Origin of the sequence: Anabaena lutea FACHB-196, from assembly GCF_014698305.1 — a bacterium.
Lineage (GTDB): Bacteria > Cyanobacteriota > Cyanobacteriia > Cyanobacteriales > Nostocaceae > Anabaena > Anabaena lutea.
In genome coordinates, this window is the sequence record NZ_JACJST010000015.1 from 84376 (window position 1) to 98424 (window position 14049).

Consider the following 14049-nt stretch of genomic DNA (forward strand, 5'->3'; position numbering starts at 1 on the left):
TGAGCAATCTCCCACCATAAGAAAAAGAAAGAGAGAAAAGACCCAACATAGATATGATATCAAATCCAGATAATCACTTATTATTAAAATCTCTCTGCGTTCCCGTGTCTGTGCGCGGTTCCCTAATGATAAGTCTATCTCTAAGGATACGCTAAAGCGAACAAACGGACTTGATATGATGGGTTAGCTCAATAACTAGAGCAAGTTGGTAAGCATTCAGCCGTCAGTTTATACTATACGGTAGTCTTCACCAACTGCTTTCGTTTGAATCTGGTGTTTACTTTTTCCTTAACTTAACACGAATGAATTGGGCAAAACCTGGTGTTGTCTGACTGTTGAATTAAAGATAATATCTAACAGTGGTTACAACTCGACTTTTCTTAGCTCGCAGAGAAGTTTTGAGAAATAAAGTTGTTTGATTGTGCAGAATGCCATGCCACCAATTGCGGGTGACAAAAGCGGGAATAATGATAGTTGTGAAAACATCTGGATGACGCTCTTCAAATTGACTGACAAAATTAACGATTGGTTCAATCACAGAACGATAAGGAGAGTCGATAATTTCCAAAGGAATATCTGATTCTAGGTTTCGCCATTTTTCTTGCAGTTTGTCCCGGTCTGTTGCACCCATATCTACATGAACGGCTACAATTTCATCTGCAATTGTGCGAGCATAGTCTAAAGCTTCTACCGTTCCTCGGTTTAGTTGTCCGACTACAACTACAGCAGGATGAGTGATTACTTCTGGTTTCGGTCTAGGGATGTAACTGCGGGGGGCTATCCCCTCAATACTGAGGCGTTGGGCTACATATTGATAATGTCGATGAATGGCTGCAAATAAACTTACTACCACAGGAATTGCTATTACCACTAACCAAGCACCTAATAGGAACTTAGTGGAAATAATGACTAACAAAACTACAAATGTAGCAATTGCGCCCAAAGTATTCATGATCGCACTTGCACGCCAACCGCTAGTTTTTTCGTTGAACCAGTGGCGTACCATTCCCGCTTGGGAAAGGGTAAAAGAAGTAAATACACCAACGGCGTAGAGAGGGATAACGGCGTTAACTTGTCCTTTAAAGATAATCACCAAAATCCCGGCACAGACGCTGAGGAGGACAATACCATTAGAGTAGACCAAGCGATCGCCTAACAGAGACAACTGGCGTGGTAAAAATCCATCTCGTGCCAAAAAGTAACACAGTCTGGGGAAATCTGCATAACTGGTGTTAGCCGCTAACAGCAAAACCAACAAAGTCACAATTTGCACAAAATAGTAAAATAGACCAGTCCCTAAAATTTGTCTTCCCAACAGAGAAACCACCGTTTGTCCTTCTTCGGGAACAATATGATAAATGTTTGCTAAGTAACTGATACCCACAAACATTAACCCCAAAATTCCCCCCATATATAACAAAGTCAGGCGAGCATTTTTCCATTCTGGAGGTTTAAAAGCTAACACCCCATCAGATATGGCTTCTACTCCCGTTAATGCAGTACATCCAGCAGAAAAAGCTCGTAAAACAAAAAACAAACTCAATCCTTCAGTCACAGGAATGGAAGGATATTCTGTAATCACTTGCCCAGTGCTATATTTAAACAACCCCATGCCAATCAGCAGGAAAATACTAGCTATAAAGGCATAGGTAGGAATCATGAATATCTGGCCTGATTCCTTAACACCTCTAAGATTTGCAAACATTAACAAGAAAATGAAAATCAAACACAAAACCACTGTGTGAGATTGCAGAGCCGGAATCGCTGATGTCAAAGCGGCTGTTCCCGCAGATATACTGACAGTAACAGTCAAAATATAATCAATCATCAACGAACCACCAGCTACCAAACCTGGATACAGACCTAGATTTTCTCTAGCGACAATGTACGAACCGCCACCTTGAGGATATGCCCGAATAGTTTGGCGATAGGAGAGTACAACTATTGTCAGAAGTGCTATAATTGCTATAGCAATCGGCACAGACAAACCCAGCGCACCACTTCCGGCTGCTACTAAAACCAACAAAATCTCCTCTGTCGCATAAGCAACAGAAGAAAGAGCATCAGAAGAAAGAACCGCCAAAGCTGCGGCGTTACTCAATCTTTCTTCACTGTGAGCGCTGGTTGGTAAAGATTTACCGAGAAAAAATTCCTTAATCTGAGGGTAGAAGGACATAGAAAGTCCACCTGACAACTGTTTATATTCCTAGTCAGTTGAGAATTAACTCAAACCTAAGCCTAGGGAGTATAGCAATTTTGGCAGATCATTAACCCATTCACCATTAAATTTATAATTAATCAATCTTACCAAATATCCGCGTTAATCTGCGTTAATCTGCGTTTAATGATGATTTTTTAGCAATCTTGTCAGATGTCTAAATATTTTCAACAACTGACTCAAGCCACATTTCCTCATCATCTCCTAATAAATTTTGTGCTGCTTCTAGCATAGATGCCGCAATGTCTTTGAGATCTTCCCGATTATCCAAATAAGTTTTTAGTGCGTCCATTGGGTCAATACTGCTACTAGCGCTTAATTCCGGAATCCGGGGTTTAGCTAACTGACTAACTAACTCTGGTTGAATTGTATATGTATGGGCTGCACCTAAAGCACTATGGACAGAAGAATTATCAATTAAATCCAATTGTTCAGAACGCAGTTTGTAAATTAGCCTGACTACAGCATCTTGAATATTATATTTAGTGTTAGCGGAGCTTAACGAAGTTATCGCTTTCAACAAAACCGCTTGCGGATCATCCGCCTTAGATAAATCTACCTCAATTGTGCGGAATACTCGTACAGGTAAAGAGCAAAATTCCCAATTCACTTTTCCCCGTTCCAATTCCACCATCACATATCCCTTATCTTCTTTCTCTTCGCTAAAATCCACCCGTTCAATACTTCCAGGATAAATCACCGGTGGGTCATTGGATTTGTTTAAATTTTGGTGTTTATGAACGTGTCCCAAAGCCACATAATCAAAACAAGGACGTGTCAGCAAAGATAGAGGTAAAGTAAAACCCTTACCCACAGCTAACAAACGTTCTGCGCCCAAAGTCGCATTATCAGCCATCAAATGCGCTAAAAGCACCGTTGGTACATCCGGGTCAAGGCGGCGAATTTCCCCTTCTAAAACCACTTGTAACCGTTCTGTTAACAGTTGATTAACATCCGCCATAGACAAACCCGCAGTTTCTTGACGAGTCATCAAAGTAGAACGGGTTAACCAAGGAAGTGTAATTATTTGCACCTTTCCGTTACGGGTTTCGATGCTGTGAGTAGTCAAAGTATCACCCACCACAAACCCTGGTACACCCAAAGTCCGGTAAATATTTAAACTTGCACCTCCCACTCCTTGGGAATGTTGATCATGATTCCCCACCAACAGCACTGTGGGAATATCAGCATCAACAAGGCGACGAAATTGACTAGCAAAAGCTTCTTGTACATAAGGAGGTGGCGTAGCATCAGGAAAAGCATCACCACCAAAGATCACCATATCTACAGCAGCAGCCAGGGCTTGGTCAATACACAAAGATAAAGTCTTGACAAAATCCTCCAATCGTGTATTTAATCCTGTTGCCGAATTGATGCGTCCGTGGGAAAAACCGCTTCCCATGTGGATATCTGAGAGGTGGAGAATTTTAATCATGTTGGTAAGTTTGAATTTTCTTTAAACGAACCACAGAGACACAGAGGACATAGAGAAAAGATGTTTTAATGTTTATCTGCGTTTATCTGCGTTTGATTTTTTTATGTTCTATTCTATTACTGTTAGATTACTACTTTTTTAACGAACCACGTTATGCGAAGCATTTCCCGAAGGGTATACACGAAGGACACGAAGATAAGAGAGTTTGAGATATATTTTCCATAGGTCTTATAATCACTAAACACTTTAGATACAGAGGAGACAGAGAAAAATGGATTTTTTTAACCAAGAGGTAGAATTAAAATCAGATGTCGGAATGGACTACAGACAACTGCAAAATTACCTCAAAGCTGGAAACTAGAAAGAAGCGGATAAGGAAACATATAGGGTCATGTTAGCAGTTGCGAAACGGGAAATAAAAGGTGATTTAGATGTTAAGAGCATTGATAATTTTCCCTGTGCAGACCTCTGCACCATTGACAAGTTGTGGGTAAAATACAGTAATGGTAAATTTGGCTTTTCTGTACAGAAACAGATTTATCAAGGTTTAGGGGGAACGAGAAATTATGATCAAAAAATTTGGTACGCTTGGGCTGATAAGGTAGTATGGAAAACAGAAAGAAGTTGGTTATACACTAAAAGATTTTACCCTATTATGAATTTTACTTATGATATGGAAGCACCAGAAGGCCACCTCTCAACACCTCGAGTCTATCAACATTGGGCTTCGACTATGTGGTATGAGGAGGCGGCGAAAGGTTTGAGCCTATTCTCTCGCATCGAAACTTGTAAACTTTAATATTTAAAGGTTACAGAAAATTATTCAGTCTGAATCAGGACACCCTTCGGGAAGTCAAAAGTCAGAATTTTTTTGTCAGAATCAGGATATCCAGGATTAAAGGATGAACAGGATGGTAATTTTTAGATGGTTTAAATTATTCAAAACCAATCATTCCAAAGCATCCTGAAAAATCCCCAATTTCCCAACAAACAATCATCCAATAACATCCTGTTCGCGTAGCGTGGCGTTAGCCATAAATCCTCAAATCCTGGACATCCTGATTCTGACATATTCTATCTTTTTTATGGAACCACGAAGAAGCGTTCGCGCAGCGTCCCGAAGGGATAGGACACGAAGGTAAGAGGTTACAAAGATATTCTCTATGGGTCATTTAATCCTGTAAATCCTTTAATCCTGGATATCCTGATTCAGACAAATTAAAATATTAGTAAATCCCAGATAAAATAAATATCATGTAAATCCTAATTCAGACAATAATAAAATAACAGACTTTGGAAAAATCCACCATGCCCAAAATTACCCTAGAAATATCAGAAGAATTATCTCAACAAATAGCACAAATAGGTATAGATTCCTTACCAGAACTGCTTGCTTTGAGTCTTCAACAACCTCCTATACCAACAACAATTTACAAGTATATTCTTAATTTTATTGCGAGTAACCCCACACCTGAACAAATAGCAGAATTTAAACCCACACCAGAAATGCAAGATAGGTTAAGTACCTTACTCGCACACAGTAAAGTAGGTACTCTCACACCCACAGATTTAAAAGAACTTGATGAGTATGAACATATTGAACACTTAATTGTAATGATTAAAGCTGGTAATTTATCTTATTTAAGTAATAACCTGTGAGTAGATCCTAAAAAATTAATGTCAAAATAGCAATTATTTTATAATTTGTAGTAGTTTGTAACCATAATTAAATAACATCCTGTAAATCCTAAAATCCTGGACATCCTGATTCAGACAAATAAATTAAATAAAATACATAAATTAAGGTGCGTTACGCTGTCGCTAACACACCCTACTCTGACTATAGGTAATTGGTAATCGTTTTTCCAATGACCAATGACCAATGACTAAATGTGAATTCCACATTCAGTTTTTTCACTTCCTCTCCAGCGTCCAGCGCGTTCGTCTTCACCGTCGGCTACTTTAGTAGTAATAGGTTCATCACCAATACTGGGATAACCTTGGTCATGAAGAGGATTGTAAATTACCTTATGTTCAGCTACATAAGCCCAACTATCTTGGCGTGTCCAAGTCGCTATAGGGTTAACTTTCAGTCTTCCTAGATTATCTAGTTCAAATATAGCCATATTCGCACGGGTAACAGCTTGGTCACGTCTACGACCAGTAATCCAAGCTGTAGTTTTGAGTTCGTCTAAGCCCCGTAACAAAGGTTCAATTTTTGTAATGTGATGGAATTGACTAATATCTTTTTCCCAAAGCGCTTCACCAAACCTAGCAGCAAAGGCTTCACGGGTTTCTACATCTGGAGTTTTATAAGTTTGTAAATCTAGATTATAGATGTCTTTAGCTTTGGCTACCAGTTCTAGGGTTTGGGGGAAGTGGTACAGGGTATCGAGAAAAATTACAGGAACTGGATGTTTTAGTTCAGTATAAAGAATATGCGTAATTACCAAGTCATCCACGTTAAAGGCGCTTGTTTGTACAAGTCCTGTGGGGATGTTCTCTATAGACCACGCCAGTATTTCTTTGGGAGTGGCTGTTTCAAATTGCTGATTTAATTGCTGTAAGTCAAATGCTGTGGAAACTGTCATGATTATTTTTTAGACAAATTTTTGTTACGTTTATAAAAATTTATCTTATCCTATCAAGGCACATATTCTGACCGGAAACTGGGTAATAATTATGTACGGGTATTACTACAACCTCAACCAAGGTCTGTTACTTAATGCAGGTATAAATTAACTGTAACCATGAGCGGAAAATTCATCATATACTAAGAAATTTTAAGCGATTTTAAGTTTTACCTGGATTTGCAAAGCTATTTATATTGATAATGCTATTCTTAACCTAAGCTTTAAACAACAAGGATTTTACTAGAAATGAATAATACAAAACTACCAAATAGCTTGGGTCAATCTATAATTATGGGTGTTTTAATCCTGTTGACTAGTGCTGGGATCATCACGATTATGAACGTTTTTTAATAACGGAGATTACCACCACAAAATGTCGGAGTTTGAGATGCTGAACTCTTTTTTATATATTTAAATATTCATTCTGCAAAAACTCCACATTGGGTAATAAAGGATCTGTGACAATTCCCACACCAACAAAACTCCAACGTTTAAGGAAGTTTTCAATCGGTGTGCCAGGAAGAGGTTCTACAGCAAAGCGGTTTGCTAATTCTCCGGCATGGGTATTTAGATAGCTTAGAGCATCAAAGTTTTCTCGAAACAGCAACAGATAAACTGAAGCGTCAGATTTGGGACGTGCTGTGAGATAACGTCCAGTGCTTTGCGATTCCTACGGAGCGCTAGTTCCCTCCGGGACGCTTTGCGAACGCTATCGCACAATATAATAATTTTCAGAAAGCATTGGTAGTCGGTAATTGGTAAGTTTCCTATTCCCAAAGATTAATTCAAGTCTTCTAATTTAATCCGCGGATCTGCTGCTTTTAACATTAAATCAGCAATTAAATTGCCAATAATTAACAACACTGCACTCATGACCAAGCTGGCCATGACTAAATATTGGTCTTTAGCTAAAACGGCTTGTAAAGTCAATTTTCCTAAACCTGGCCAATTAAAGAAATTTTCGGTAATAAATGCACCGCTTAATAAACTTGCTAATTCAAAACCCAATAAAGTAATTAAAGGGTTGATCGCATTACGCAAAGCATGAACATATATGACACGATTTTCTGGAAGTCCCTTAGCACGGGCTGTTTGGATATAATCTTGACGCAATACATCCAGTAATTGTCCGCGCATAATGCGTTGCAACCCTGCAAAGCTGGTAATACTCAGGGCAATTAACGGTAAAATCATGTGCCATAGGATATCTAATATCTTACCCAGCCATGTTAGTTCAGCGTGGTCGATACTAGTCATGTTACCCACCGGAAACAGTGGGGTAGTAATTTGAGCTAAGAATAATAAGAATAAGGCGGTAATAAAACTCGGAAACCCCTGTCCAGCATAGCTAATTACCTGCAAAACCTTATCAGTGCCACGATTTTGCTTGACAGCAGCGAGAATACCCAGAGGAATAGCGATCGCCCATGTTGTAATTAAAGAAGCGATCGCTAACAACAAAGTCGCTGGTACTCTTTCCAACAACAGCGACCCTACAGAGCGTTGATAAACAAAACTTGTGCCAAAATCACCCTTAGTCACAATTCGCCCCAACCACAGCCAAAACTGCTCAGGCCAAGACTTATCTAAACCAAATTGTCGGCGTATTTCCTCAATTCGTTCCGGGGAAATTTTCGGATTTTGCCGCAGGGTATCTACATAATCCCCCGGAGACAACTTCATAATGAAAAACGACAAAGCCGACGCTAAAAAAATCGTCAACAGCGCCTGTAGTAACCGTTTGACCACATAAATAAAAGTTTCATTTGTGATTAGCTTAATTAGCCAATCTCGACTGGTCTCCAATGAAATTTTTGTAGAAGTCATAATTTGCCAATTGTCGTCATTTCTGAAAAACCAATGACCAGGAATTTTAGATTTTAGATGAAAAAAAATTTGGTATAGGTTCCCCGTCCTCTACTGATGGCAAAATACTCGCTGCGCTGCGTACGCTTCGCTAACGTAAATCCCAAATCCAAAATTTTCAAGCTCTACACTTGTTTGGTGGAGTCAATCCAAAATCCAAAATCTTAAATCCAAAATCGAGTGACCAATGACTAATATTCAACCACAGATATTATTGGCACATCCGGCAGATGTTTTCGTCCTTGTAAATCCCGTAGCTCGATGATAAACCCAAATCCCACAAGTTCGCAGCCAAACTTTTGTAGCAGCTTTGCTGTCGCGCTTGCAGTTCCACCCGTAGCCATCAAATCATCGACAATCAAAACCCTACTACCTGGATGTATTGCATCCTGATGCACTTCCAAGCTATCTGTACCATACTCTAGTTCATAATCAATGCGGTGAACAGCTGCTGGTAACTTTCCTTTTTTACGCACAGGAATAAAACCAGCACCTAATTGATAAGCTAGAGGCGCACCAAAAATGAACCCACGAGATTCCATCCCCACAACGCAATCCGCCTTGAATTCAGATTCAACGCATTTTTGTGTTAAAAAGTCAATTGTGTAGCGCAAACCATCTGGATCACGCAGTAAGGTGGTAATATCCCGAAATAATATTCCCGGCTTAGGAAAATCTGGTATGTCACGAATCAGAGACTTTAAATCCATAGTTTGTGCAGTTGTCAGGGTTGATCTGTAGGACGCAACAAATAATCGTGAGGTAAATAGGGCTGATCAGTTTTTTTATTTCTATGTACTAGCCTCTAGTCCTCAATTTTCAGATACCTGAGAAATCGTACACTATAATGTCATACCCTGGAGATGAGGAATTTTGTTTCATGATCCATTGACGATAACTGAGAATTTAACCCAAGCTAGAGATATATCTCTACTACCAACAAAAGGCAGATGAACAAATGCTTTAAAACTTTCATTACAGTATACGGAAACCTGTGAGTAACAAGAGTAAGTATTCTATATATTGGGCTGCTCATGCCATCACCACAAGCCTAAGTTATGGTTTGGCTCTATATCTTAAATTTTGTTTGACTCAGTTTATTGGAATAGCACAAGGTATTTTAGAGAATGAATGTCTCCGCAAGTTTAACGCCGTTTAACAGTCCAACTCCTGAGGCCATGCCGATGATTCTGGACACTTTACCAGATCCGGCGATCGCTCCCAAGGGATGTCCTCGCAGAACGGCGTTGCAAATAGACCTCATGTTACTGGCAATAGAAGCTTTAGAGCTTGGCGGTTCTGAAGCCATCCTGTCTTTTGCCCAAGATTTAGATCTAAAAGGAATTATTAAAGATCGGGTAAATTTATGGCGGATGCGTAGCTCTAACCCCCTGCGGCGAGCGCATATCCGCAGACCATTAGACATCCTGGAAGCAAAAGCACTAGTAGTCATCACTTGCTACATAGCTAGGCGGTTAACAGTTGTCATCCGTCAGCTACTAATGATATATCAACAACTGTCCGAAAAGCAGATTCCACTGGAACAAAATTTGCGTTTAGCTAATTATCTAGAGCGGTTTAGAGCGCATTTCAAGAGCCGGATGAATCCTAGACGTTCTGTTTCACTGACATTAAACTCTGATGAAAAATTAGATGAATTGGCTATAGATTTATTAGGAAAATTACTATTCTGCACCGGTACAGCTGGAATGCAGCGTTTCTGGATTTCTCTTTTTGACGGTGAAGTAGAATGAATATTCAACGTAAGTACAGTTTACCTAATTGCACGCTGCTCTTAGAGGGATTAAGTGATGTCACAATATCTGCCCACTTTCAAGACCTCCGCCCAGAACTATCTATACTGGTAAATGCCGAATGCTATTTATCTAGTTATACTCAGCCCATAGCCGGAGGGCGGGAATTTTTTGAAAGCTTGGTCAGGGCTGTAAGTGCCTATGCTCAAGAAGTTTTAAGTAATGTCCCCAACCCCCAAGCACACAACCATGAGTCAGAACTAGTAGAGTTGCAACAAATTGACAGCAACCGACACAGATTAATCGTACATTCAGAAATTGGTGCAGAGGGTTTTGAGCCTAATACCAACGATGGTACACAGCCATCGATTCAAATAGATTTGAATACGGTGCAGTTGTTTGATTTAGTGGAGGCAGTAGATCAGTTTTTTGCTGATACTCAAACATTACCAGAGTTATCACTAGAACTACAACCAGTCACTAGACGCTATGGTGGCGCTAGTCAAGTATTGCTCAAGCAAGCAGTACCCGCGACTGTGGGAGTATCGAGTTTGGCCGTTGCTGCGATCGCTTTTAGCTTAATTCCTCCCCCCCAAGTACGTCCACCTGAACCGCAGCCAGAGGAACAGTCCAGCACGACAACACCCACAGCCTCACCCACAATTGAAGCCTCACCCACAGATTCACCCACAGCCTCACCCACGACAACACCCACAATTGAAGCCTCACCCACAGCGGTTATTAGAGATTTAGAAGCACTTCTGAGTTCAGTTCCAGAAATTACTGATCCCTCCCAATTACGTGCATTAAATCGCCAAGTTTATAATCAAATTCATCCAGCTTGGAATAATCGTTCTGAATTAACCGAAGATTTGATCTATCGTTTAGGTGTGGCTGCCGATGGTAGTATCATCGGTTATAAAGCTGTGAACAAAGCTTCAAATAATGCAGTAGATAAAACACCGCTGCCCAATCTACTATACAATCCTGCTAACCGCCGCATCGCCAACGAACCCATCGCTCAATTCCGAGTAGTCTTTAATAGAAAAGGTATTTTAGAAGTCAGTCCTTGGCTGGGATACACTAAAAAACCAGAAGTAATCGGCGAAAAAATCACTGACTCCAAAAAAGTCAAAGATTTAAACCAAAAGCTCTATGGTATGATTCGCCAAAATTGGAGTGTAACACCCACATTTACCACAGATTTGAAATATCGGGTGGCGGTAAACAAGGATGGTGTAATTGCTGACTATGAACCACTCAACCAAGTAGCCTTTGACTATTTTCGGGAAACACCACTACCGCAGATTTTCCAATCCGTTTACGGCTCAAACGTAGCTGCTCCCAATAATAAAGAAGCTCTCGGTCACTTCCAAGTGGTATTTAAGCCTAACGGCACACTAGAAGTTACCCCTTGGAAAGGATACAGGTAATAATTCGTAATTCGTAATATTTCCTACGGAAACGCTCCGCGAACGTAATTCGTAATTGCAGATTAATTACGAATTCTGAATTTATTTAGTGATTTTCCCCATATAATTTCCCCATAACTGGGCGGCTTGAGCGCTACTACCAGATGTGGGGGAATTATTGTCATTTCCTAGCCAAATACCAGTTACAAGCTGCCGACTGGGAATAAAACCAATAAACCACAGGTCAACGTTTTTATCCGTTGTCCCAGTTTTGCCCCCTTCACCCAGTCCAATAGCCGCGCTGCGTCCAGTACCTCTGGTGATTACCCCACGCATCAAATCAATCATCTCATTAGCAACTTCCGTTTTCAGCACTCGCTTATTACCATTGGGATCTTGGTCGAAGGAGTAGATGACACGACAGGTTTTTAAATCTTTACGATCTTGACAATCACTGCTGTCTAGAATTCGACTAATAGCATGAGGAGGATTCCACACCCCACGATTGCCAATAGCGCCAAAAGCACCAGTCATTTCTAAAACATTGACAACACTTTGACCCAATACCAAGCCAGGAACAGGTTCAAGTGAAGATTTAACCCCCAAACGCTGCGCCATATCTACTACTTTATTCAACCCAATTTCTCTAGCAACCCGCAGAGCAATAGGGTTTTCTGAAAGAGCCAAGCCGGTGGCTATATCTAAGCTACCACTAGATCCAGAACGGCAAGGTCTGTAGGTAAATCCTTGCCAAGTTAAAGGAGCGCAAGAATAACCCCTTGAGGGTGATATCCCCTGCTCAATGGCAGCAGCATAAGCAAAAATCTTAAAAGTAGAACCTGGTTGTCTTTTGGCTTGAATCGCACGATTAAACTGACTTTTTCTGTAATCAGTTCCCCCTACCATCGCCAATATACCCCCAGTTCTGGAGTCGAGAGTGACCATTCCCCCTTGAGAAAAACGAAAACTTGAACCAGCGTTACTGACTGAATTCCGCAGGGCAGTTTCGGCTTGTGCTTGAATTGCTGGGTCTAGCTGGGTTTCGATAATATAGTTACCTTCTCTGGCGGCTCCTTCTCCTAAAATCGCTTCTAGTTCTTGAAAGACATAATTATAGAAGTACGGGGCAATTGTCTTAGCTTGCCGTTCACAGACTTTAGGGCTGACTTGGACAGTGGAGCGTCTGGCTCGATTGGCTTCTTCTGCTGAGATTTTGCCCATTTCCAGAAGTCGCTTAATCACACGGTTACGGTAATCAGCTGCCCCTAGTTTATTGGGACCATCCCCACAAAAATCAAAGGCATTGGGAGCAGGCAAAATCCCTACTAAAGTTGCTGCTTCTGAGAGAGTTAATTCTTTAGCTGACTTTTCAAAGTAATATTTAGCTGCATCCTCAAAGCCGGAAGTATCTGCCCCCAAAAACACGCGATTTAAGTAAGTCAGCAAAATATCATCTTTGCTGTAAAAAGTTTCTAGTTTCAGGGCGACTACGGCTTCTCGCAATTTCCGCTCTAATGAATCTTGTCTACCTACATAATCGCGGAACAAACTACGGGCAACTTGCTGAGTAACTGTACTAGCGCCTTGTTGGACATCGCCGCTACGACTATTAATCAGTACGGCTCGCAATACCCCTAAAGGATCTACCCCAAAGTGCCAATAATAACGACTATCCTCGGAAGCTACTACAGCAGCTGGCAAATAAGGACCAAAATTGGATAGCTGCTTCAGGTCTACGTGAGCAATATTTCTAGGCTCCCGGAGTGGAGTAGAACCATCACGGGCGTAAACAACTACGGGGGCGCGAGTAGCGGTTGGGAGGGGGCTAACGGAAAATTTCAGCCATTCAACGCCAATTACTAAAGCGAATAAGGCACTGACACCACCAACACCATATATCCCCCACGTTGCAGCTTTTACATACCAGGCGGGAGGATCGACGTATTGCAACCGCACGGAAGCGGCAAGTTCTGGTGGTCCTAAGGTAAAGATATCACCGTGACGAAGTTCTAGAGAAGTGACTCGCCGCTTGCCAATATAAATGCCATTGGTAGAATTTTCATCTTTGATGGTGAAAATAGGAGTCCTTTGGCTGGAATCTCGCGACAGTGACAGGTGAATTTGACTGACAACGGGGTTGCGGACGACGATATCAGCAGATTTGGAACTACGACCGAGAATATAGCGATCGCCCAACAGCGGATATATTTCCGCTTTATCTGCCCCCGCATCCTGCACCCAGAGTTCCGGTACTTTGGCATTGGGCTTGAGCGCTAGTTTAGAAAAATCAACCCTAGCTTGAATAGTATTGACGGCTTGTGTCAGTTGACCAAGGAACGTTTGAGGCTTTTGAGGCGGTTGCGGGGAACTCATCGGCTATATCACATCACACGCTGTTAGTGAAGAATCGGGCGAATCGTAATTTTAATGCTAGTCTGTCACCATTTTACTCACAAGCTCTAAATAAATTGACTGTACGGAATTTTATTGGTTTAATCTAACACCTATTTACTGTTTAGCCAACAACATGATTTTGTAACTTTTATTACTAGTTTACGGACAGAAAAATTTCTATCTCTATGACTGGATGCCTATTCTAGCTCAAAAAACTAGCTGCACAAGGACAATTTCTATAATTTAGGTTTGTATTGCTAGAAACTACTTTGCAATCAACTAAATGTTTAAATTTGACTGCCGCCAAACATCTCTAGCATTTATAGCAAAATTGTAC

At 40.9% G+C, this 14049-nt stretch carries 10 protein-coding genes and 1 pseudogene; 4 read left to right on the forward strand and 7 right to left on the reverse strand.

From position 1 onward, the window contains the following. Positions 1–340: 340 nt before the first annotated feature. Entirely contained in the window at positions 341–2176 is a 1836-nt protein-coding gene (locus H6G59_RS16820) for an APC family permease (protein ID WP_190716375.1), read from the reverse strand. Between the two features lie 199 nt (positions 2177–2375). Then, a complete protein-coding gene (gene sbcD / locus H6G59_RS16825) occupies positions 2376–3653 on the reverse strand; it encodes an exonuclease subunit SbcD (protein ID WP_190716377.1) in 1278 nt (425 codons plus the stop codon). 391 nt (positions 3654–4044) lie between these two features. On the opposite strand from sbcD, the gene H6G59_RS16830 reads away from it, so the two are divergent. Together H6G59_RS16830 and H6G59_RS16835 are read left to right on the forward strand one after the other, a co-directional pair. Further along, positions 4045–4452 (forward strand): GUN4 domain-containing protein, encoded by a 408-nt coding sequence (locus H6G59_RS16830; RefSeq protein ID WP_422602596.1) that lies wholly within the window; start codon positions 4045–4047, stop codon positions 4450–4452. A 509-nt stretch (positions 4453–4961) separates the two neighbouring features. Further along, positions 4962–5312: a hypothetical protein gene (locus tag H6G59_RS16835; RefSeq protein WP_190716379.1), complete on the forward strand. Its 351-nt coding sequence runs from the start codon at positions 4962–4964 to the stop codon at positions 5310–5312. A 227-nt stretch (positions 5313–5539) separates the two neighbouring features. On the opposite strand, the gene cysH is transcribed toward H6G59_RS16835, so the two are convergent. From cysH to H6G59_RS16855, 4 genes and pseudogenes are all read right to left on the reverse strand, one after another. Then, a complete protein-coding gene (gene cysH / locus H6G59_RS16840) occupies positions 5540–6244 on the reverse strand; it encodes a phosphoadenosine phosphosulfate reductase (protein ID WP_190716381.1) in 705 nt (234 codons plus the stop codon). A 445-nt stretch (positions 6245–6689) separates the two neighbouring features. Then, positions 6690–6953: pseudogene (locus H6G59_RS16845) on the reverse strand (hypothetical protein); the annotation flags it as partial. Between the two features lie 113 nt (positions 6954–7066). Beyond that, positions 7067–8113, reverse strand: a complete 1047-nt coding sequence (locus H6G59_RS16850; RefSeq protein ID WP_190716383.1) for an ABC transporter permease — start codon at positions 8111–8113, stop codon at positions 7067–7069. Positions 8114–8343: 230 nt separating this feature from the next. Next, entirely contained in the window at positions 8344–8862 is a 519-nt protein-coding gene (locus tag H6G59_RS16855) for an adenine phosphoribosyltransferase (RefSeq protein ID WP_190716384.1), read from the reverse strand. A 417-nt stretch (positions 8863–9279) separates the two neighbouring features. Here H6G59_RS16855 and H6G59_RS16860 point away from each other — a divergent pair, with 417 nt between their 5' ends. Both H6G59_RS16860 and H6G59_RS16865 read left to right on the forward strand, forming a co-directional pair. Beyond that, entirely contained in the window at positions 9280–9906 is a 627-nt protein-coding gene (locus H6G59_RS16860; RefSeq protein WP_190716386.1) for a DUF3038 domain-containing protein, read from the forward strand. Then, a complete protein-coding gene (locus H6G59_RS16865) occupies positions 9903–11339 on the forward strand; it encodes a DUF4335 domain-containing protein (protein WP_190716388.1) in 1437 nt (478 codons plus the stop codon). Before H6G59_RS16860 ends, H6G59_RS16865 begins: the two co-directional genes overlap by 4 nt. A gap of 81 nt (positions 11340–11420) precedes the next feature. Here the strand turns inward: H6G59_RS16865 and H6G59_RS16870 are convergent, their stop codons facing one another. Continuing rightward, positions 11421–13691 carry a transglycosylase domain-containing protein gene (locus H6G59_RS16870; RefSeq protein ID WP_190716390.1) on the reverse strand — a complete coding sequence of 757 codons (2271 nt, stop codon included), beginning with the start codon at positions 13689–13691 and terminating at the stop codon, positions 11421–11423. Positions 13692–14049: the final 358 nt, after the last annotated feature.

Excerpts from the sequence above, each read along its gene's own strand:
- H6G59_RS16820 (WP_190716375.1), bottom strand. The coding sequence starts at position 2,176 with ATGTCCTTCTACCCTCAGATTAAGGAATTTTTTCTCGGTAAATCTTTA.
- sbcD (WP_190716377.1), bottom strand. The coding sequence starts at position 3,653 with ATGATTAAAATTCTCCACCTCTCAGATATCCACATGGGAAGCGGTTTT.
- H6G59_RS16830 (WP_422602596.1), top strand. The coding sequence starts at position 4,045 with ATGTTAGCAGTTGCGAAACGGGAAATAAAAGGTGATTTAGATGTTAAG.
- H6G59_RS16835 (WP_190716379.1), top strand. The coding sequence starts at position 4,962 with ATGCCCAAAATTACCCTAGAAATATCAGAAGAATTATCTCAACAAATA.
- cysH (WP_190716381.1), bottom strand. The coding sequence starts at position 6,244 with ATGACAGTTTCCACAGCATTTGACTTACAGCAATTAAATCAGCAATTT.
- H6G59_RS16850 (WP_190716383.1), bottom strand. The coding sequence starts at position 8,113 with ATGACTTCTACAAAAATTTCATTGGAGACCAGTCGAGATTGGCTAATT.
- H6G59_RS16855 (WP_190716384.1), bottom strand. The coding sequence starts at position 8,862 with ATGGATTTAAAGTCTCTGATTCGTGACATACCAGATTTTCCTAAGCCG.
- H6G59_RS16860 (WP_190716386.1), top strand. The coding sequence starts at position 9,280 with ATGAATGTCTCCGCAAGTTTAACGCCGTTTAACAGTCCAACTCCTGAG.
- H6G59_RS16865 (WP_190716388.1), top strand. The coding sequence starts at position 9,903 with ATGAATATTCAACGTAAGTACAGTTTACCTAATTGCACGCTGCTCTTA.
- H6G59_RS16870 (WP_190716390.1), bottom strand. The coding sequence starts at position 13,691 with ATGAGTTCCCCGCAACCGCCTCAAAAGCCTCAAACGTTCCTTGGTCAA.